We start from the raw sequence: 20,575 nt of genomic DNA on the forward strand, positions 1-20,575 counted from the left end.
TCTGCCAAGGGCATGGCTGGTTGGCTACGTTCGGGAGGGATAACCGCTGAAAGCATCTAAGCGGGAAGCCTGCTTCGAGATGAGGGCTCCCACCCCCTTGAGGGGTTAAGGCTCCCAGTAGACGACTGGGTTGATAGGCCGGATCTGGAAGCACCGTGAGGTGTGGAGGTGACCGGTACTAATAGGCCGAGGGCTTGTCCTCAGTTGCTCGCGTCCACTGTGTTGGTTCTGAGGCAACGACCGTTGCCGGCTTTGAGTAGAACGCATAATTAAAGAGTGTGCTTGTTCGCTCGAAACCATTAGGGTTTCGGTGGTCATAGCGTAGGGGAAACGCCCGGTTACATTTCGAACCCGGAAGCTAAGCCTTACAGCGCCGATGGTACTGCAGGGGGGACCCTGTGGGAGAGTAGGACGCCGCCGAACAATCTTTGGAAAGGACCCCTGGTCCCCAGCGTTCAGCTGGGGACCAGGGGTCCTTTCGTTTTTCCAGAGCGCACCGGGTACCCGGCTGCGCGAGAATGACTTGCAGTACCGAAGACAGGAGTCACCGATGTCCACGAACTCTCCCGACGACCGACCGGAGCGCGACCAGCGGCGACGGGACAGTGGTGACCGCGGTGACCGTAGGGGTGGTCAGCGCGGAGACCGGGGCGGGTTCCGTCGCGACGACCGTCGAGGTGATGACCGCGGCGGACAGCGCGGCGGGTTCCGCCGGGACGACCGTGACCGTGGACCGCGCAGGGACGATCGCGATCGCGGACCGCGCAGGGACGATCGCGATCGCGGTGGTGACCGGGGCTTCCGTCGTGACGACCGGGGTGGTGACCGTCCGCCCTACCGGCGTGACGACCGCGACGACCGCCGGGATCGCGGCGACCGTCCGTCCTTCCGCCGCGACGATCGCGGGGACCGCAGTGATCGTCCGACCTTCCGCCGTGACGACCGTGACGATCGGCGGGACCGCGGGGATCGTCCTGCGTACCGGCGTGACGACCGACCTGACGACCGGGGTGGCTTCGGCCGTCGTGACGACAGCCGGCGGGACGACCGGGGTGGGCAGCGCGGCGGTTTCCGTCGTGACGACCGTCGCGAGGACCGGCGTGATGACCGCCGCGACCCTCGCCGCGACGACAACCGCGGTGGCGGTTACGGGCGTCGGGATGACCGCGATCGCGGTGGTGACCGGGGCTTCCGTCGTGACGACCGGGGTGGTGACCGTCCGTCCTACCGGCGTGACGATCGCGACGACCGCCGGGATCGCGGCGACCGCCCCTCGTACCGCCGTGACGACCGCCGTGACGACCGCCGCGATGATCGGCGTGACGACCGCCGTGACGGCCGTCCCCCCTTCCGGCACGACGACCGTGGTGACCGCGGTGATCGTGGGGGCTTCCGTCGGGACGACAACCGTGGTGACCGTGGGGGCTTCGGTCGGCGGGACGACAACCGTGGTGACCGTGGCGGCTTCGGTCGGCGGGACGACCGGCGTGACGACGGACGGGGCGGCGACCGCGGCGGCTTCCGCGGGCGGGACGACCGTGGGGCACGTGGGCCCCGGCGCGACGACCGCGGTGGGCGCCCCGGGGGTTACCGGGGGCGTGACGACCGGCAGGGCGGCGGTGGGCGCTTCCGTGAGGAGCGGGACCGCGACCGGGACCGTGAGCCGATCAAGCGCCTGCCGATCCCCGAGGAGGTCACGGGCGACGAGATCGACAAGGACGTGCGGCAGGAGCTGCAGAGCCTTCCCAAGACGCTGGCCGAGGACGTCGCCAGGAACCTGGTGATGGTCGCGCGGCTGCTCGACGAGGACCCGGAGGCCGCGTACGGCTATTCCAGGGTGGCCCTGCGTCTGGCGTCCCGCGTCGCCGCCGTACGCGAGGCGGCCGGGTTCGCGGCGTACGCCAACCAGAAGTACGGCGAGGCGCTGGCGGAGTTCCGGGCGGCGCGGCGGATGACCGGGTCCGTGGAGCTGTGGCCGGTCATGGCGGACTGTGAGCGTGGGCTCGGCAGGCCGGAGAAGGCGCTGGACATGGCCGGTGCCCCCGAGGTGCACAAGCTGGACAAGGCCGGCCAGGTCGAGATGCGCCTCGTGGCGGCCGGTGCCCGGCGTGACATGGGGCAGCTGGACGCGGCCATCGTGACGCTGCAGAGCCCCGAGCTGGCCTCCCACTCCGTGCAGTCCTGGACCGCGCGGCTGCGGTACGCCTACGCCGACGCGCTGCTGGCCGCGGGCCGGGAGCAGGAGGCGCGGGAGTGGTTCGCGAAGGCGGTCGAGTCCGACCGGGACGGCAGCACGGACGCCTCCGACCGGCTCGCCGAGCTGGACGGCGTGGAGTTCATGGACGCCCTGAACGAGGACGAGGCCGAGGACGGGGGCCGGAGCGAGACCGAGTCCGGCAGCGGCGTGGAGCGTGCTTCCGCCGAGGACGGCGACGAGGACTGACGTTCCGCACGACGAGAGGGGGCGGGCCCGTGAACCGGGTCCGCCCCCTCTCCGCGTCGTGGGCCGGGTCAGGCGTCGAGCGTGCGCAGCACCAGGCCGGAGGCCGGTTTCGGGCCGAAGGACGTCGACTTGCGGGGCATCGTGACGCCCTGTCGGGCCAGTTCACGGACGACGTCCTCGCGGACGGGGTGCATCAGCACCGCAGTACCGCCGTCGCGTTCGGCCTTCTCGACGGTGGCCGCCGTGTCGTGGATGTAGGAGACGAGGGCGGCCGAGTCGTCGGGGACGTGCCAGACGTGGGGGAGGAGCGTGGCGTGCAGGACGGTGGCGTCCAGCGTGCGCCAGGCCTCGGGCCGGTCGGTGGGAACCGTGCGGGCCAGCAGGCCGGGGTCCGGCCGGTCGACGAGGTGGAAGGCGCCGTCGCCGGCGAGGAGGAAGGCGTTGCCCGTGTCGGCCGCCTCCGCCAGGGCGTCCAGGGAGGCGTCCAGCGGTGTGTCCAGGCGGCGGACGCGGAAGTGCCCGTCCAGGGCGGCCACGGCGTCGGGCACCGGGAGGTCGTGCAGCAGGCGGTGGATGGCGCGGACACGGAGGGGATAGCGGGCCGTGTCGACCAGGAGGACGAGTCCGTGGTCCCAGGGACTGGGGGAGGGGTGTTCCGCGCGCAGGGTGCGGTAGGTCGCCCAGCGGTGGTGGCCGTCGGCGATGAGCGCCTGGTGGTGGGACAGCTCGGTCCGGACCCGGGCCACGACGTCCGGGTCGGTGACCGACCACAGGCGGTGGCAGAAGCCGTCCTCCGTGGTCGTGGAGAGGAGTGGCGGCTGTTCGGCCGTGTGCTCCACGAGGGCGGTGGCGGCCGGCGTTTCGCCGTCGCCGCGGTAGGTCAGCAGGAGGGGTTCGAGGTTGGCCCGGGTGGCCCGCATGAGCGCCGCGCGGTCGGCGACGACATGGGGCATGACGTCCTCGTGCGGGAGGACCACCTGCTCCGACGGGTCCGACACGCGCACGGCGCCGATGATGCCGCGTTGCAGCATGCCTTCGCCGTCGCGCTGTTCGTAGACGTACAGGCCCGGTTCGGGGTCGGGGGTCAGGACGCCCTCCGCCGTCCAGCGCCGCAGGGTGCGGGCGGCCTGCTCGTTGCGTGCCTCGGGCGTGGCGGCCTGGGGCAGGATCAGCCGGACGATGTTGTACGGGTCGGCCGACTCGAGGTGGAGCAGGCCGTCGGGGCGGACCACCACGTCGTAGGGAGGAGAGGTCACGGCGGCCAGGCTGCCGACCCGGTCGGGGTCGTAGCGGAGGCCTCGGAACGGGGTGAGTTCCAGGCCCCGGCGCGCCGTTGCTTCCGGGTGACCTGCAGAGTTCATCCCGGCATCGTACGTGTGTCAGTGGCATGGGGGATGATCGGGGGAAAGGCGACCAACGAGGAGCGATGTGCGATGAGCCGGAGCGTCAGGACGAGGCCCGAGGGCAGCGGGCAGGGCCTGAACGAGGCCTATGACACGGCGCTGCTCGACCTGGACGGTGTGGTGTACGCCGGGGGGAACGCGATCGCGCACGCCGTCGAGTCCCTCGGTACCGCCCGGGACGGCGGCATGCGCCTGGCGTACGTCACCAACAACGCGCTCCGGACGCCCGACACGGTGGCCGCGCACCTGACGGAGCTGGGGATGGCGACGGACGCCGGTGACGTCATCACCTCGGCGCAGGCGGTGGCCCGGCTGATCTCCGAGCAGGTGCCCTCGGGGGCGCGGGTGCTGGTGATCGGCGGTGAGGGGCTGCGGGTGGCGCTGCGCGAGCGCGGTCTCGAGCCCGTGGAGTCGGCCGAGGACGATCCGGCGGCCGTCGTGCAGGGGTTCGGCGGCCCGGAGCTGCCGTGGGGCCGGTTCGCCGAGGCGTGCTACGCGATCGCGCGCGGTGTCCCCTGGTACGCCTCCAACACCGACCTGACCATTCCGAGTGCCCGGGGGATCGCCCCGGGCAACGGCGCGGCGGTGGAGGTCGTGCGGATCGCGACCGGCGCCGAGCCGCAGGTCGCGGGGAAACCGCTGCCCCCCATGCACCGGGAGACGATCCTGCGGACCGGCGCCCGGCGCCCGTTGGTGGTGGGCGACCGGCTGGACACGGACATCGAGGGGGCGTTCAACGGGGAGGTCGACTCGCTGCTCGTCCTGACCGGCGTGACCGACGGGGCGCAGCTGCTGGCGGCGCCGCCGCAGCACCGGCCGACGTACGTCGACGCCGACCTGCGCGGGCTGCTCACCGGCCAGCCGGAGGTCACCGGCGGTGCGAACGACGGCTTCCGCTGCGGCGGCTGGACGGCGACGGCCGACGAGGAGCGGCTGGAGCTGGCGGGCGACGGCTCCCCGCTGGACGGGCTGCGGGCCCTGTGCGCGGCGGCCTGGACGGCGGGCGGAGAGCGGGGCTGCGGGCTGGACTCGGGGAAGGCGCTGGCGCGGCTGGGATTGTGAGACGGCGATCGGGGCAGGCGCCCGTTCGCGGGCCGGGGGCGTGTCGCGTCCGGGTGGGCACGGGCCGGGGCGAGCCGCTCCGGAGGGCTCGGGGATCGTGATCGATTGGCAGGGTAGGCTAACCTAACTGCGTGTTGGTCGACAGTCCCCCCGAACAGCGCGCGGAGACCGCTCCCGCGCCGCCCTCCAAGCGCCGCGTCCTGCGTGCAGCGGGGCTGCCCGTCTCCGTCGCGGTCCTGGTGTGCGTCGCGATGGCGAGCATCGCGATCGGCGCCAAGGACCTGTCCCTGGCACAGGTCTGGCACGGCCTCTTCCACGACACGGGCACGTACGGCGACGTCGTCGTCGGCGAGCGGCTGTCGCGGACCGTGCTCGGCCTGCTGGCCGGCGCCGCCCTGGGCCTCGCGGGAGCCGTGCTGCAGGCACTCACCCGCAATCCGCTGGCCGACCCCGGACTGCTCGGCATCAACGCCGGCGCCTCGGCGGCCGTCGTCACGGGCATCACCTTCTTCGGCGTCACCTCGCTGACCGGGTACGTGTGGTTCGCGTTCGCCGGTGCGGCGGGGGTCGGCGCGCTGGTCTGGTTCCTGGGCGGCAGCCGGGGGGCCACGCCGGTGCGGCTGGTGCTGGCCGGCACCGCGATCAGCGCCGCGCTCTTCGGCTACCTCCAGGCCGTCATGATCATGGACGACGCGGCGCTGGGCCGGATGCGCTTCTGGACGGTCGGTTCGCTCGCCTCGGCGACGACCGGCACCATCCGGGAGGTGCTGCCCTTCTTCGTGGTGGGCACCGTACTCGCCCTCGCGCTCGCCAGGCCGCTCAACGCCATGGAGATGGGCGACGACACCGCCAAGGCCCTCGGCGCCAACCTGAACCGGACCCGGGCGCTGTCCATGCTCGCCGCGACCGTGCTGTGCGGCGCCGCGACCGCGGCCTGCGGGCCGATCGTGTTCGTCGGGCTGATGATCCCGCACATCGTCCGCTCCTTCACCGGACCCGACATGCGCTGGATCCTGCCGTACGCGGCGGTCCTGTCCCCGGTGCTGCTGCTCGGCGCGGACGTCCTCGGCCGGATCGTGGCACGGCCCTCGGAGCTCCAGGTCGGCATCGTCACCGCCGTCCTCGGCGGGCCGGTCTTCATCTTGCTCGTACGACGGCGGAGGACGGCCCAGCTGTGAAGAACGGGAACGACCGCAAGACCATGAAGACCAGCCGTGCCGTGCGCAGCCCGGGCGGGCTGTCCGTCCGCCTGGACGTGCGGGCCACCGTCGTGGTCGCCCTGCTGCTGCTCCTCGCCCTCGCCGCGAGCGTGCTGCTGATCGGAACCGGCGACTTCGACATACCGCCCGCCGACGTACTGAAGACGCTGGTCGGCCGGGGCGACGCCGGGCAGGAGTTCATCGTCAACGAACTGCGGCTGCCACGGGTCCTGGTCGGGCTGCTGGTCGGCGGCGCCCTCGGCGTCGGCGGCGCGCTCTTCCAGGCCATCTCCCGCAACCCGCTCGGCAGCCCGGACGTACTGGGCCTCGGACAGGGCGCGACGGCCGGCGCGCTCATCATGATCGTCCTGTTCTCCGGCAGCTCGGCCCAGGTCACCGTCGGCGCCCTCGCCGGCGGCCTGGTGACCGGCCTCGCCATCTACCTGCTCGCCTGGAAGCGGGGCGTGCACGGATACCGGCTGGTCCTGGTCGGCATCGGTGTCTCCGCGATCGTCACGGCGGTCAACGGCTACCTGATGACCCGGGCCGACATCGTCGACGCCTCCCGCGCCGTCGTCTGGATGACCGGCTCCCTCAACGGCCGTGACTGGGACCAGGTCTGGCCCCTGCTCGGGCTGTGCGCCGTGCTCGTCCCGCTCGTCCTCACCAATGGACGGGCGCTGCGGATGATGGAGATGGGCGACGACATCTCCTACGCCCTCGGGGTGCGCGTCGAGCGGGTGCGGGCGCTGCTGATGGTGGCCGCCGTCCTGCTCACCGCCGCGGCCACCGCCGCCGCCGGACCGGTCAGCTTCGTCGCGCTCACCGCCCCGCAACTCGCCCGGCGCCTCACCCGCTCTCCCGGTCCCAACCTGGTGCCGTCCCTGTGCATGGGTGCGGCCCTGCTGGTGGGCGCCGACTTCATCTCGCAGCGGGTCTTCGGCGCCGAGCAACTGCCCGTGGGCGTCGTCACCGGCGTACTCGGCGGCGTCTACCTGCTGTGGCTGCTGGTCACCGAGCGCAAGGCAGGCCGGATATGAGCGCCGGCAGCGGCGACCGCAGCGGGACGAACAACCCAAGGAGCAACGTGAACCGTCTGTCCGCCGAGAACGTCACCCTCGCCTACGACCAGCGGGTCATCGCCGAGAAGCTGTCGGTGGAGATACCCGACAACTCCTTCACGGTGATCGTCGGCCCGAACGCGTGCGGCAAGTCCACCCTGCTGCGGGCCCTGTCGCGGATGCTCAAGCCGAGCGACGGCCGGGTGCTGCTCGACGGGTCGGTCATCCAGTCGATGCCCGCCAAGCAGGTCGCGCGGACCCTCGGCCTGCTGCCGCAGTCGTCCATCGCGCCCGACGGCATCACCGTCGGCGACCTCGTCGGCCGCGGCCGCTACCCGCACCAGGGCATTCTGCGCCAGTGGTCGACCGAGGACGAGCGGGTCGTCCAGGAGTCGATGGCGCAGACCGGCATCGCCGAACTGGCCGACCGCTACGTCGACGAACTCTCCGGCGGCCAGCGCCAGCGCGTGTGGATCGCCATGGCGCTCGCCCAGCAGACCCCGCTGCTGCTGCTCGACGAGCCGACGACCTACCTGGACATCCAGCACCAGATCGACGTCCTCGACCTGTGCGCGGAACTGCACGAGGAGCAGGGCCGCACCCTCGTCGCCGTGCTGCACGACCTCAACCACGCCGCCCGCTACGCCACCCACCTCATCGCCCTGCGCGGCGGGGAGGTCATCGCCGAGGGAGCGCCGAAGGACGTCGTCACCGCCGACCTGGTCGAGCGGGTCTTCGGGCTGCGCTGCCAGATCATCGACGACCCGGAGACGGGCACGCCGCTGGTGGTGCCGGCCGCGCGCAAGGGGCGTACCCAGCGGGAGAAGGCGGCCGTTACAGGAGCTTCCTGAGCCGGAACAGGTCGCGCAGGCCCGCTTCCAGCTTCACCCGGCCCGCCCCCCAGGCCCGGGCGAAGTTCAGTTCGCCCGCCACCAGGGCCACCAGGTCGTCGCCGGTCATCGCCAGCCTTATCTCGGCCTTCTCGCGCGGCGGCCCCGCGAGGGTCTCGCGCACGTCGATGCGGCCGTCCGCCATGCGTCCGGCGAAGGTGACGTCCAGGTCGGTGATGTGGCAGCTCACCGAGCGGTCCAGCTCCGTGGCCGCCCGCACGTCCCCTTCGGCGCCGCGCATGTTGTCCGAAAGCTTGTCGAGTGCGGCACGGCACTCCTCAGTCGTCGCCATCGGGACCGACCGTACCCCAGCGCCGCGCGGTAGCGTCGGGGCATGAGCGACGCAGTACCGGAGCCGGACTCCGAGTCCGAGGAGGCGGAGCCCGGGGCGCACACCGACCCCGGGTACGAGCCGGCGGCCCCCGCCCCGCTGGACGTCCCGCGCGTCCCCACCGGGAACGCCGAGGTCGACGCGCGGCTGGCGCGGCTGGCCGACGCCGACCACCTGGCCACCGACGGACACGTCGAGGTGTACGAGGATGTACACCGGGGGCTGCGCGACGCGCTCACCGCGCTCGATGCCCGCCCGGGACCACCGGAGCCCCCGGGGCGTCCGGGACCACCGGCGCCCCCGCCGCCATCACCGTACGACCGCAGGAGCTGAACCGAACGTGGCAGGAGTCGCACGCCGCCGTCTCGACGCGGAGCTGGTGCGCCGCAAGCTGGCGCGCTCGCGCGAGCACGCGAGCCAGCTGATCGCCGCCGGACGGGTCACCGTCGGCAAGACCGTCGCGACGAAACCCGCCACGCAGGTCGAGACCGCCGCCGCGATCGTGGTGAAGGCAGACGACAGCGACCCCGACTACGTCTCGCGCGGCGGGCACAAGCTCGCCGGCGCCCTCGCCGCCTTCCTGCCGCAGGGCCTCGTCGTCGAGGGACGGCGGGCGCTGGACGCCGGCGCCTCCACCGGCGGCTTCACCGACGTACTGCTGCGGGCGGGCGCCGCGCACGTCGTCGCCGTGGACGTCGGATACGGACAACTCGCGTGGAGTCTTCAGCAGGATGAACGCGTCACCGTCAAGGACCGTACGAACGTACGCGAGTTGACGTTGGAAGCGATCGACGGGGAGCCCGTGGACCTGGTTGTGGGGGATCTGTCCTTCATCCCGCTCGGGCTGGTACTGCCCGCCCTGGTGCGGTGCACCCGGCCGGACGCCGACCTGGTGATGATGGTGAAGCCGCAGTTCGAGGTGGGGAAGGAGCGGCTGGGCAGCGGGGGAGTGGTACGCAGCGCGCAGCTGCGGGCCGAGGCGGTGCGGGGCGTCGCGCAGCGGGCCTGGGAGCTGGGGCTCGGGGTGAAGGGGGTCACCGCCAGTCCGCTGCCCGGTCCCTCCGGGAACGTCGAGTACTTTCTGTGGCTGCGGGCCGGCGCCGGTGAACCGGACCCGGCCGATGTTGACCGTGCAGTGGCGGAGGGGCCGCGTTGACACAGAACCGAGCGCGTACTGTTTTCCTGCTCGCCCACACCGGGCGCCCTGCTGCCATCCGCAGCGCGGAGCTGGTGGTCAAGGGGCTGCTGCGGGCCGGAATCGGCGTCCGCGTCCTGGAGGCCGAGGCGCGCGACCTGCCGCTGCCGGGCGAGGTGGACACGGTCGGCGAGGCCACTCCGCAGTGCCTGGACGGGTGCGAGCTGCTGATCGTGCTGGGCGGCGACGGCACACTGCTGCGCGGCGCCGAGTTCGCCCGCGCGTCCGGGGTGCCGATGCTCGGCGTCAACCTCGGGCGGGTCGGCTTCCTCGCGGAGGCCGAGCGAGACGACCTCGACAAGGTCGTCGACCGGGTGGTGAACCGGGCCTACGAGGTCGAGGAGCGGATGACCGTCGACGTCGTCGTGCACCGCAACGGCGACATCGTGCACACCGACTGGGCGCTGAACGAGGCGGCCGTGCAGAAGGCGGGCGCCGAGAAGCTGCTGGAAGTCGTGCTGGAGATCGACGGGCGGCCGGTGACCGGGTTCGGCTGCGACGGCATCGTGCTGTCGACGCCGACCGGGTCGACGGCGTACGCCTTCTCGGCCGGAGGGCCCGTGGTGTGGCCCGAGGTGGAGGCGCTGCTGATGGTGCCGATCAGCGCGCACGCGCTGTTCGCGAAGCCGCTGGTGACCTCGCCGGACTCGGTGCTCGCCGTCGAGGTGCTGCCGCACGTCCCTCCGGGGGTGCTGTGGTGCGACGGGCGGCGCACGGTGGAGCTGCCGCCGGGGGCGCGGGTGGAGGTGCGGCGGGGGGCGGTGCCGGTGCGGTTGGCCCGGCTGCATCACGCGTCGTTCACCGACCGGCTGGTGGCGAAGTTCGCGTTGCCCGTTTCCGGATGGCGCGGGGCGCCGCACTAGCGGACTCGAAGGGGTGGTTCTGTTGTGGCCCGGCCGCGGGCTGCCCGTGGCCGGTCGCGCCCCGCGGCGCAGCCGCTGTCGGCGCAGTCCCGCGCCCCTGACGGCGTCGGCCTTCCCGGCGTGACAAGGGTGGGCTGTGTGCGCTTCGCGCCCTCGACCTCGTATGGTCGTGTCCGTGCTTGAGGAGATGCGGATACGGTCGCTCGGGGTCATTGACGACGCCGTGGTCGAGCTGTCGCCCGGGTTCACCGCTGTCACCGGTGAGACGGGTGCCGGCAAGACGATGGTGGTCACCAGCCTGGGCCTGCTGCTGGGCGGACGCGCGGACGCGGCGCTCGTGCGGATCGGGGCGAAGAGCGCGGTCGTCGAGGGGCGCATCGCCGTGCCCGACGACGCCGCTGCCGCCGTCCGGGCCGAGGAGGCCGGGGCCGAGCTGGACGACGGGGCGCTGCTGATCAGCCGTACCGTTTCCGCCGAGGGGCGCTCGCGGGCGCATCTGGGCGGGCGGTCGGTGCCGGTGGGGATGCTCGCCGAGCTCGCCGACGAACTGGTGGCCGTGCACGGGCAGACCGACCAGCAGGGGCTGCTCAAGCTCTCCCGGCAGCGGCAGGCGCTCGACCGGTACGCGGGCGACGCGGTCGCCGGGCCGCTCGCCAAGTACGCCGAGGCGTACCGGCGGCTGCGGGCCGTCGTCACGGAGCTGGACGAGATCACCACGCGCGCGCGGGAACGCGCCCAGGAGGCCGACCTGCTGCGCTACGGCCTCGACGAGATCGCCGCGGTCGAACCGCGCGCCGGTGAGGACGTGGAGCTGGCGGAGGAGGCGGAGCGGCTCGGACACGCCGAGGCGCTCGCGTCGGCCGCCACGGTCGCCCACGCCGCCCTCGCGGGCAATCCGGAGGACCCCGAGGGCGCGGACGGCGCGACGCTGGTCGCGGGCGCACAGCGGGCCCTGGACGCCGTACGGTCGCACGACCCGGCGCTGGCCGCCCTCGCCGAGCGGATCGGCGAGGTCGGCATCCTGCTGCGCGACGTGGCCGGTGAACTCGCCGGGTACGCCGACGACCTCGACGCCGACCCGCTGCGGCTGGCGGCCGTCGAGGAGCGGCGGGCCGCGCTCACCGGGCTGACCCGGAAGTACGGCGAGGACATCGCCGCCGTGCTGAGCTGGGCCGAGCAGAGCGCCGCGCGGCTGACCGAGCTGGACGGCGACGACGAGCGGATCGGCGAGCTGACCGCCGAGCGGGACGCCCTGCGAGTCGAACTGGGCGGGCTCGCCCAGGCGCTGACCGACGCGCGCACCGAGGCCGCCGAGCGGTTCGCCGCCGCCGTGACCGCCGAGCTGGCCTCGCTCGCCATGCCCCACGCGCGCGTGTCCTTCGAGATCCGGCAGACCGAGGACGAGCAGGGCGTCGAGGTCGGCGGGCGCACGGTGGCCTACGGGCCGTCGGGCGCCGACGAGGTCGAGCTGCTGCTCGCCCCGCACCCCGGCGCGCCGCCGCGGCCGATCGCCAAGGGCGCGTCCGGCGGTGAGCTGTCGCGCGTGATGCTGGCCGTGGAGGTCGTCTTCGCGGGCACCGACCCGGTGCCGACCTATCTCTTCGACGAGGTCGACGCCGGGGTGGGTGGCAAGGCGGCGGTGGAGATCGGCCGCCGGCTGGCGCGGCTGGCGAAGAGCGCGCAGGTCGTGGTCGTCACGCACCTGCCGCAGGTGGCCGCGTTCGCCGACCGACAGCTGCTGGTGGAGAAGACCAACGACGGCTCGGTGACGCGCTCCGGCGTGAAGGTCCTGGAGGGCGAGGAGCGGGTCCGGGAGCTGTCCCGGATGCTCGCCGGTCAGGAGGACTCCGAGACGGCCCGCGCCCACGCGGAGGAGCTGCTGGAGACGGCCCGGTCGGACCAGTAGGGGGCCCGCCGGCGGGTACCGTCGGCGCTGCGCGGAGGCACCCTGCGCCGGGCTCCAGGACGCTTCGGGACGTGCGCCCCGGTGGCTCGGGGCGCACGCGCCACCTTCACTCGTACGGGTGAAGCGGTGTGCCGTCGGCGTCCCACCCTCGGTCCGGTCGCGACGGTCGTCGTTCCCGGAACACCCGTACGGCCTGGCATCCTTGACGCAGCGGCGCACCCGAATGCGCGCGGCGCGCCCCGTCCGCACCATCCTTCTGTACGTTCTTCGTGACCGTCCCCCGCCGAACCAGGAGCCCCGGCCAGGTGACCCCCGTGAGCAGCCACTCACCGCACGGCCAGTCGTCGCTGCGCACCGTGCAGGTGCTGGGCGGCGGCAACGCAGGCAGCAGCACGCACGTGCGCTCGCTGGCCGCGGGGCTCGTCGCACGGGGCGTGAAAGTGACGGTGTGCGCCCCCTCCGATGCCGAGTACACCTACGACTTCACGGGCGCCGGAGCCGACCACGTGCCCGTGCCGCGCAGCAGCGACCCCGTCTCCGTGGCCGCGCTGCGGACGGTGTGCGCGGACGCCGACCTGGTGCACGCCCACGGACTGCACGCTTCCTTCCGGGCCGCGCTGGCCCTCGGCGGGCGGCGCGTGCGCACCCCGCTCGTCGTCACCTGGCACGACCGGGTGCACGCCGAGGGGGCCCGCGCCCAGCTGCTGCGTGTGCTGGAGCGGCGGGTGATGAAGGCCGCGACCGTGGTGCTCGGCGCCACCTCGGAGCTGGTCGACGGGGCACGGCGGACGGGCGCGCGGGACGCCCGGCTCGGCCCCGTAGCGCTCCCTGCCCGGCCGGGTCCGCCGCCCGGCCCCGAGGACCCCGACGGGCTGCGTCCCAAGGTCCGGGCCGAACTCGGTGCCGTCGACCGCCCGTTGCTGATCGCGGTCGGCTCCCTCGACCGGCACCGGGGGTACGACGTTCTGCTCGACGCCGCCCGCGTGTGGCGCCGCCTCGACCCGGCGCCGCTGGTCGTCGTCGCCGGGGAGGGGCCGCTGCGCGGGGAGTTGCAGGCGCGGATCGAGGGCGAAAGGCTGCCGGTGGTGCTCGTCGGCAGCCGCGACGACGTGTCCGAACTGCTGGCGGCGGCCGACCTCGCGCTGCTGCCGAGCCGCCGGGAGCCGGGGCGCTCCCTCCTCGCCCAGGAGGCCCTGCACGCGCGCGTGCCGCTCGTCGCCAGTGACGTCGGCGGTATCCCCGAGCTGGTCGGCGCCGCCGCCGAACGCGTTCCGCCCGGCGACGCGGTGGCGCTCGCCGATGCCGTGGTCCGCCTGCTCGCCGACCCCGCGCGCCAGGAGGAGCTGCGGGAACGGGGCGTACGACAGGCGGCCACCTGGCCGACGGAGGACGAGACCGTCGCCCAGGTCCTGAGCATCTACGACGAGTTGACGCAGCCCACGCCGTTGCTCTAGGCACCCGTCCCGGGGCCCCGGCCGCTACGGAACGTGCCGACGGGCGCGCAGGGCCAGGCTCAACGCCAGTACGGTCTGCGGGTCGTCTAGGTCCGTGCCCAGCAACTCCCCGATCCGGGCCAGCCGGTTGTAGAGCGTCTGCCGGTTGAGATGGAGCTCGCGCGCCGTCTCCGCCTTGCGGCCGGCGTGCGCCAAGTACGTCTGGAGGGTGGGCAGCAGAGGCGGTTTCGAGCGGTCGTCGTGGTCCCGCAGCGGGCCGATCGCCCGGTCCACGAACGCCGCCAGGTCCGGATGGTCGCGCAGCCGCCACAGCAGCAGATCGATGTCGAGGCGCCGGGCGTCGTACCAGGGCCGGTCGGTCAGGCCCTGCGCCGCCGTCGCCGTCTCCGCCGCGTGCCTGAGGCCCGCCGACGCCGCCGCCCAGCCGCCGGGCACACCGACGACCACGACCGGCGGTTGCGCCCCCGGCCGCCGCATCCCGGCCCGCTCCACGCCCGCCCGCAGCGCCGCCGCGACCCGGTCCGCGATCGTCACCCGCTCCGACTCCGAGCGCAGCCCCAGCAGCAGCGGCACCCGGCCCTCCACCGGCCGCACGCCCAGCAGCACCGGCACCCCCACCGAGGCCAGCTCCTCGGCGACCGCGCGGGCCAGCACCGCCCAGCCGCCGCCCGCCGGGGACAGGGCGTCGCCGAGCCGCATCACCACCGGGAGCAGCGGTCCGGTGCCCGGTCTGAAGCCCAGGACGCGGGCCTGCGCCGGGGCGTCCTCCGCCGTGATCCGGCCCTCCGCGAGGTCGGTGAGGAAGTCGCCCCGCCCGCGCGCCGCCACCTCCTCCTCCTGCCGCGCCTGCATCAGCACCACGGCCAGGATGCCCGCCGCCCGCTCCGCCGCCATCCGGTGCACCGGCACCAGCGGGGACCGTACCGGCAGCAGCACGAGGCGGGCCCGCACCGATCCGGTGCCGGGCCCGCCGCCCGGCACCTCCACGAGGACCGAGCCCGCCGGGGGCGGCGCGTCCTTGTGCGGCCCCCGCAGCCCCTCCCAGACCTGGAGCGGGTCGGCGCCCTCGGGGCCGGAACCGGCGGCGTACAGCAGGCGGCCGTCCGGGGTCTCCAGGAATACGGGGTTGCCGGCGAAGTCGGCCAGGATGCCGAGGACCTGGGGCACCCCACCGCCGCCCAGCAGGGCCTCGGTGCAGCGGCGGTGCACCTCCTCGGCCCGCTGGAGCAGCGCGTAGTGGCCGTTGACGATCTCGGTGTGGATCTCCTCGGTGACCGTCACGAACGGCACTTCGCGGTGCAGCTGGACCAGCGGCAGCCCGGCCGCGCGGGCGGTGTCCACGAGGGCCGCGGGGAGCCGGGCGAAGCGCGGGCCCAGCTCCACGACGAGGGCCGCGATGCCGCGCTCGGCCAGCGTGCGTACGAACGCCCGCTGCTCGGCGGGGCGGGTGCCCAGGCCGTACCCCGTGGTCAGCAGCAGTTCGCCGCCCTTGAGGAGCGAGGCGATGTTGGGCACCTCACCGGCGTGCACCCAGCGCACCGTGCGCTGCAGCCGGTCGGCGCCCGCGAGAACCTCCGGCAGACCACTGCGCAGCCCGGGCAGTTCCAGTGCCCGTCGCACCGTGATCCCGGCGCCCCGGGTGTCGAATCCGCTGTTCATGCCGCTGTCCATGAGCCGGACGCTACCCGGCGCGACCCCCGCCGGGACATCCGTGTGCCCGCCCCACGACCGGCGGCCGGTGCACGCCCCTCAGCCCCCGTACGCCCCGCTGGCCGTCAGCCTGAGAGCGGTGTCGATCAGTGGCACGTGGCTGAAGGCCTGCGGGAAGTTGCCGACCTGGCGCTGCAGGCGGGGGTCCCACTCCTCGGCCAGGAGACCGAGGTCGTTGCGCAGGGACAGCAGCTTCTCGAAGAGCTTCCTGGCCTCGTCCACCCGGCCGATCATCGCCAGGTCGTCCGCCATCCAGAACGAGCAGGCCAGGAAGGCGCCCTCGTCGCCCGGCAGGCCGTCGACACCCTCGGCCTCGCCGTCCGTCGGGTAGCGCAGGATGAAGCCGTCCGAGGTGGACAGCTCGCGCTGAATGGCCTCGATGGTGCCGATGACCCGCTTGTCGTCCGGCGGCAGGAAGCCCATCTGCGGGATCAGCAGCAGGGAGGCGTCCAGTGCCTGGGAGCCGTAGGACTGCGTGAACGTGTTGCGTTCCTTGTCGTAGCCCTTCTCGCACACGTCCCGGTGGATGTCGTCGCGCAGCTGCTTCCAGCGCTCCAGCGGGCCGTCCGCGTCGCCGGACTCGATCAGCTTGATGGTGCGGTCGACGGCGACCCAGGCCATCACCTTGGAGTGCACGAAGTGGCGGCGCGGGCCGCGCACCTCCCAGATGCCCTCGTCCGGCTCGTGCCAGTGGGACTCCAGGTAGCGGATCAGCTTGAGCTGGAGCACCGAGGCGTAGTCGTTGCGGGCCAGGCCCGTCATGTGGCCCAGGTGCAGGGCCTCGGTCACCTCGCCGTACACGTCCAGCTGGAGCTGGTGGGCCGCGCCGTTGCCGACCCGGACCGGGGTGGAGCCCTCGTAGCCCGGCAACCAGTCCAGCTCCGCCTCGCCCAGTTCCCGCTCGCCCGCGATGCCGTACATGATCTGCAGGTTCTCGGGATCGCCCGCGACCGCGCGCAGCAGCCACTCGCGCCAGGCCCGGGCCTCCTCGCGGTAGCCGGTGCGCAGCAGCGAGGACAGCGTGATCGCGGCGTCGCGCAGCCACGTGTAGCGGTAGTCCCAGTTGCGGACGCCGCCGATGTCCTCCGGCAGGGAGGTGGTGGGCGCCGCGACGATGCCGCCGGTGGGGGCGTACGTCAGGGCCTTCAGCGTGATCAGGGAGCGGACCACGGCCTCCCGGTAGGGACCGTGGTACGTGCAGTGCTCGACCCAGTCGCGCCAGAAGTCCTCCGTCGCCACCAGCGACTGCTCGGGCTCCGGCAGCGCCGGCGGCTCCTTGTGCGAGGGCTCCCACGAGATCGTGAACGCGATCCGGTCACCCGGCGCCACCGTGAAGTCCGCGTACGTGGTCAGCGCCTTGCCGTAGGTCTCCGCCTCCGTGTCGAACCACACGGAGTCCGGACCCGCGACGGCCACCGTGCGGCCCTCGTGCTTGTGGACCCAGGGGACCACCCGGCCGTAGCTGAACCGCATCCGCAGCTCCGAGCGCATCGGCACCCGGCCGGAGACGCCCTCCACGATGCGGATCAGCTGCGGCGCGCCGTCGCGGGGCGGCATGAAATCGATCACCCGGACGGTGCCACGCGGGGTGTCCCACTCGGACTCCAGGATCAGCGAGTCGCCGCGGTAGGTGCGCCGGGCCGCGGTGGGCGGTTCGGCGCCGGCGGCGTAGGCGGGGCCGAGCCGCCAGAAACCGTGCTCCCCGGTGCCCAGCAGGCCGGCGAAGATGGCATGCGAGTCGAAGCGGGGCAGGCACAGCCAGTCGACTGTGCCGTCCCGGCAGACCAGGGCAGCGGTCTGCATGTCTCCGATGAGTGCGTAGTCTTCGATGCGCCCGGCCACGTGCAACTCCAGTCGAACGGCCACGTCACCCCGCGTGGGGGCGGTCGCTAGTGCGGTCAGCGGTCAAGGGTGGGGTCAGGGGTCTGGGTCAGGAAATGTGGGTCGAGGGATGTGTGCCCCGCGTGTCATGTCTCGTTGAGCCATGAAGCAAAGCAGCCGTTCGGCCCGGAAGCCAAACGTGGTGCCCCGAGGGACAATTGTTGCTCAACGAACGGACGAGCTCTCGTTGTTCCGGTGGTGACGGGCGAGGGGTGGTGCCGTGTCGCCGGGCGGGCTCGGCAGCGAACGTCCGAGCAGGATACGACGCACGTAGATGATCTGTGTGCCGCTCCGGGCAAGCCGGGTCCGCCGAACGGGTGACCGCGGGGTGAGGAATCGGTGACGTTCCCCTCTGCGTGTCCGGGCGTGCGCGGAGGGTGGCCGGAAGCCGTCGCCCCGAGGCGCTGTTACGCTGGTAGCCCGTGGACCGGTGGGAGAAGAACCCCGGAACCGCAGCGACGGCGCCGCCGACGACTCCCGGTACGACCGGGGCGGAGGACGAACGCACCGCACCCCAGACCGCGACCACGGGAGCCCCCTCTTGGCCATGCCGCCCTCTGTTTTTCGAAACAGCACAGCCTCGACGACCAAGCACATCTTCGTCACCGGGGGTGTCGCCTCCTCGCTCGGCAAGGGGCTCACCGCCTCCAGCCTCGGCATGCTGCTCAAGGCCCGGGGTCTGCGCGTCGTGATGCAGAAGCTCGACCCGTACCTCAACGTCGACCCCGGCACGATGAACCCCTTCCAGCACGGTGAGGTCTTCGTCACCAACGACGGCGCCGAGACCGACCTGGACATCGGACACTACGAGCGCTTCCTCGACCGCGACCTGGACGGCACCGCCAATGTGACCACGGGCCAGGTGTACTCGGCCGTGATCGCCAAGGAGCGGCGCGGCGAGTACCTGGGCGACACCGTGCAGGTCATCCCGCACATCACCAACGAGATCAAGCACCGCATCCGCCGCATGGCGACGGACGAGGTCGACGTCGTGATCACCGAGGTCGGCGGCACCGTCGGCGACATCGAGTCGCTGCCGTTCCTGGAGACCGTCCGTCAGGTCCGGCACGAGGTCGGCCGCGACAACGTCTTCGTCGTCCACATCTCGCTCCTGCCCTACATCGGCCCGTCGGGCGAGCTGAAGACCAAGCCCACCCAGCACAGCGTCGCCGCCCTGCGCAACATCGGTATCCAGCCGGACGCGATCGTGCTGCGCTGCGACCGCGAGGTGCCGACCGCGATCAAGCGCAAGATCTCGCTGATGTGCGACGTCGACGAGGCCGCCGTGGTGGCATGCCCCGACGCCCGCTCCATCTACGACATCCCCAAGGTCGTCCACACCGAGGGGCTGGACGCCTACGTCGTCCGCAAGCTGGACCTGCCGTTCCGCGACGTGGACTGGACGACCTGGGACGACCTGCTCGACCGCGTGCACCAGCCCGAGCACGAGATCGTCATGGCCCTGGTCGGCAAGTACATCGACCTGCCCGACGCCTACCTCTCGGTCACCGAGGCGCTGCGCGCCGGCGGCTTCGCCAACCGGGCCCGCGTGAAGATCAAGTGGGTCACCTCCGACGACTGCAAGACCCCGGCCGGCGCCAAGGCGCAGCTCGGCGACGTCGACGCGATCTGCATCCCCGGCGGCTTCGGCGAGCGCGGCGTGACCGGCAAGGTCGGCGCGATCAAGTACGCCCGCGAGAACAGGATCCCGCTGCTGGGCCTCTGCCTGGGCCTGCAGTGCATCGTCGTCGAGGCCGCGCGCAACCTGGCCGACATCGCGGACGCCAACTCCACCGAGTTCGACCCGGCCACCGCCCACCCGGTCATCTCCACCATGGCCGAGCAACTGGACATCGTGGCCGGCGAGGGCGACCTCGGCGGCACGATGCGGCTCGGCATGTACCCGGCCAAGCTGGCCGAGGGCTCCATCGTGCGCGAGGTCTACGACGGCAAGGAGTACGTCGAGGAGCGGCACCGCCACCGCTACGAGGTGAACAACGCCTACCGCGCGGAGCTGGAGAAGAAGGCCGGCATCGTCTTCTCGGGCACCTCCCCGGACGGCAAGCTCGTCGAGTACGTCGAGTACCCGCGGGACGTGCACCCCTACCTGGTCGCCACGCAGGCCCACCCGGAGCTGCGCTCGCGCCCGACCCGCCCGCACCCGCTCTTCGCCGGGCTGGTCAAGGCCGCGGTCGAGCGGAAGACGTCGAAGTAGCACACCAGTTGTACGGTGGCCGGGGCACGCGCATTCAACGGCGCGGGCCCCGGCTTTCGCGTACGTCTGGAAGGGCAGGGCAGGCAATGACGGGCAGCACGATCAAGGACACTCCCGAGGAGTGGGAGATCCGGGGCAGCCAGACCCCCTTCCGGGGCAAGAAGACCTCGGTCCGCACGGACGACGTGGTCATGCCCGACGGATCCGTCGTCTCCCGCGACTACCAGGTCCACCCCGGCTCGGTCGCCGTCCTCGCCCTGGACGAGGAGGGCCGGGTGCTGGTCCTCAAGCAGTACCGGCACCCCGTGCGCGAGAAGCTCTGGGAGATCCCGGCCGGGCTGCTCGACGTCCCCGGCGAGAACCCGCTGCACGCCGCCCAGCGCGAGCTGTACGAGGAGGCGCACGTCAAGGCCGAACACTGGCGGGTGCTGACCGACGTCTACACCACCCCCGGCGGCTGCGACGAGGCCGTACGGATCTTCCTCGCCCGGGGTCTGTCCGAGGCCGCCGGCGAACGCTTCGAGGTCGAGGACGAAGAGGCCGACATGGAGCTGACGCGGGTGCCCGTGGCGGACCTGGTCCGGGGGGTGCTCGCGGGGGAGCTGCACAACAACTGCCTGGTCGTGGGCGTGCTCTCGCTGGTCGCGGCGGAGCACGGCGACGGCCTCGACGCCCTCCGCCCGGCCGAGGCGCCCTGGCCGGCCCGGCCCTTCGAGGCGTGAGCCCGTCCGGCGGATCTGGGCGCGGGAAACACGCGCGTCCCGTCGTCGCCGGTGAACGCAGGCGATGCGGCCCCTCCCGCCAGGGAGGCCGGGCGCGGGAGTCGGCCGCACAGGCCCCGGGGCCGCGGCGGTGCCCCGCGGCACGAGTGCGGGCGCCGTGGCGCCGGCCGCGCAGCCGCCCGGTTTCCGTGGATCACCCGCACGACCGGGCCCCGGCCGTCCGGCATCATCCTTGCCGGG

At 73.0% G+C, this 20,575-nt stretch carries 17 protein-coding genes and 2 rRNA genes; 14 read left to right on the plus strand and 5 right to left on the minus strand.

Annotated elements, in window-relative coordinates; translation table 11 throughout:
* Positions 1–202 (plus strand): 23S ribosomal RNA (locus tag AB0P07_RS06255); the annotation flags it as partial.
* A 104-nt stretch (positions 203–306) separates the two neighbouring features.
* Positions 307–423: ribosomal RNA gene (gene rrf / locus AB0P07_RS06260) — 5S ribosomal RNA — on the plus strand.
* Positions 424–544: 121 nt separating this feature from the next.
* On the opposite strand, the gene AB0P07_RS06265 is transcribed toward rrf, so the two are convergent.
* On the minus strand, positions 545–1,357 hold the full coding sequence (locus tag AB0P07_RS06265; RefSeq protein WP_365545900.1) for a hypothetical protein: 813 nt from the start codon (positions 1,355–1,357) through the stop codon (positions 545–547).
* A gap of 363 nt (positions 1,358–1,720) precedes the next feature.
* Here AB0P07_RS06265 and AB0P07_RS06270 point away from each other — a divergent pair, with 363 nt between their 5' ends.
* Complete coding sequence (locus AB0P07_RS06270; protein WP_365545903.1) at positions 1,721–2,443, plus strand: hypothetical protein; 723 nt, start codon at positions 1,721–1,723, stop codon at positions 2,441–2,443.
* Between the two features lie 68 nt (positions 2,444–2,511).
* On the opposite strand, the gene AB0P07_RS06275 is transcribed toward AB0P07_RS06270, so the two are convergent.
* Positions 2,512–3,804: a DUF1015 domain-containing protein gene (locus AB0P07_RS06275; protein ID WP_365545905.1), complete on the minus strand. Its 1,293-nt coding sequence runs from the start codon at positions 3,802–3,804 to the stop codon at positions 2,512–2,514.
* Between the two features lie 72 nt (positions 3,805–3,876).
* Between AB0P07_RS06275 and AB0P07_RS06280 the strand changes: the two genes are divergently transcribed.
* From AB0P07_RS06280 to AB0P07_RS06295, 4 genes are all read left to right on the plus strand, one after another.
* Complete coding sequence (locus tag AB0P07_RS06280) at positions 3,877–4,908, plus strand: HAD hydrolase-like protein (RefSeq protein ID WP_365545908.1); 1,032 nt, start codon at positions 3,877–3,879, stop codon at positions 4,906–4,908.
* A 131-nt stretch (positions 4,909–5,039) separates the two neighbouring features.
* Complete coding sequence (locus AB0P07_RS06285; protein ID WP_365545911.1) at positions 5,040–6,086, plus strand: iron chelate uptake ABC transporter family permease subunit; 1,047 nt, start codon at positions 5,040–5,042, stop codon at positions 6,084–6,086.
* Between the two features lie 23 nt (positions 6,087–6,109).
* Positions 6,110–7,147: an iron chelate uptake ABC transporter family permease subunit gene (locus AB0P07_RS06290; RefSeq protein WP_365547033.1), complete on the plus strand. Its 1,038-nt coding sequence runs from the start codon at positions 6,110–6,112 to the stop codon at positions 7,145–7,147.
* On the plus strand, positions 7,144–8,019 hold the full coding sequence (locus AB0P07_RS06295) for an ABC transporter ATP-binding protein (protein ID WP_365545914.1): 876 nt from the start codon (positions 7,144–7,146) through the stop codon (positions 8,017–8,019). Before AB0P07_RS06290 ends, AB0P07_RS06295 begins: the two co-directional genes overlap by 4 nt.
* Here AB0P07_RS06295 and AB0P07_RS06300 read toward each other — a convergent pair.
* On the minus strand, positions 8,003–8,350 hold the full coding sequence (locus tag AB0P07_RS06300) for an SCP2 sterol-binding domain-containing protein (RefSeq protein ID WP_365545917.1): 348 nt from the start codon (positions 8,348–8,350) through the stop codon (positions 8,003–8,005). The two genes, AB0P07_RS06295 and AB0P07_RS06300, sit on opposite strands and share 17 nt — an antisense overlap.
* 42 nt (positions 8,351–8,392) lie before the next feature.
* Between AB0P07_RS06300 and AB0P07_RS06305 the strand changes: the two genes are divergently transcribed.
* The 5 genes from AB0P07_RS06305 to AB0P07_RS06325 all read left to right on the plus strand — a co-directional run bounded on the left by AB0P07_RS06305 (position 8,393) and on the right by AB0P07_RS06325 (position 13,807).
* Positions 8,393–8,722, plus strand: a complete 330-nt coding sequence (locus AB0P07_RS06305) for a hypothetical protein (RefSeq protein WP_365545920.1) — start codon at positions 8,393–8,395, stop codon at positions 8,720–8,722.
* A 7-nt stretch (positions 8,723–8,729) separates the two neighbouring features.
* Positions 8,730–9,545, plus strand: coding sequence for a hemolysin (locus tag AB0P07_RS06310; protein ID WP_365545923.1), 816 nt, complete (start codon positions 8,730–8,732; stop codon positions 9,543–9,545).
* Positions 9,542–10,447, plus strand: coding sequence for an NAD kinase (locus AB0P07_RS06315; RefSeq protein WP_365545926.1), 906 nt, complete (start codon positions 9,542–9,544; stop codon positions 10,445–10,447). Before AB0P07_RS06310 ends, AB0P07_RS06315 begins: the two co-directional genes overlap by 4 nt.
* A gap of 163 nt (positions 10,448–10,610) precedes the next feature.
* On the plus strand, positions 10,611–12,353 hold the full coding sequence (gene recN, locus AB0P07_RS06320) for a DNA repair protein RecN (RefSeq protein ID WP_365545929.1): 1,743 nt from the start codon (positions 10,611–10,613) through the stop codon (positions 12,351–12,353).
* A gap of 305 nt (positions 12,354–12,658) precedes the next feature.
* Entirely contained in the window at positions 12,659–13,807 is a 1,149-nt protein-coding gene (locus AB0P07_RS06325) for a glycosyltransferase family 4 protein (RefSeq protein ID WP_365545932.1), read from the plus strand.
* Positions 13,808–13,831: 24 nt separating this feature from the next.
* Here AB0P07_RS06325 and AB0P07_RS06330 read toward each other — a convergent pair whose 3' ends face one another.
* Together AB0P07_RS06330 and AB0P07_RS06335 are read right to left on the minus strand one after the other, a co-directional pair.
* Positions 13,832–15,478, minus strand: a complete 1,647-nt coding sequence (locus tag AB0P07_RS06330; protein ID WP_365545935.1) for a PucR family transcriptional regulator — start codon at positions 15,476–15,478, stop codon at positions 13,832–13,834.
* A gap of 78 nt (positions 15,479–15,556) precedes the next feature.
* Positions 15,557–17,359 (minus strand): glycoside hydrolase family 15 protein, encoded by a 1,803-nt coding sequence (locus AB0P07_RS06335; protein WP_365547035.1) that lies wholly within the window; start codon positions 17,357–17,359, stop codon positions 15,557–15,559.
* A gap of 586 nt (positions 17,360–17,945) precedes the next feature.
* On the opposite strand from AB0P07_RS06335, the gene AB0P07_RS06340 reads away from it, so the two are divergent.
* Positions 17,946–19,613 carry a CTP synthase gene (locus AB0P07_RS06340; protein ID WP_365545938.1) on the plus strand — a complete coding sequence of 556 codons (1,668 nt, stop codon included), beginning with the start codon at positions 17,946–17,948 and terminating at the stop codon, positions 19,611–19,613.
* 86 nt (positions 19,614–19,699) lie between these two features.
* The gene (locus AB0P07_RS06345) at positions 19,700–20,335 is read left to right on the plus strand and encodes an NUDIX hydrolase (protein ID WP_365545941.1); all 636 of its coding nucleotides are present in this window, start codon (positions 19,700–19,702) and stop codon (positions 20,333–20,335) included.
* Positions 20,336–20,575: the final 240 nt, after the last annotated feature.

The organism is Streptomyces sp. NPDC085944 (assembly GCF_040686295.1).
In the GTDB taxonomy this organism is placed as follows: domain Bacteria; phylum Actinomycetota; class Actinomycetes; order Streptomycetales; family Streptomycetaceae; genus Streptomyces; species Streptomyces salinarius.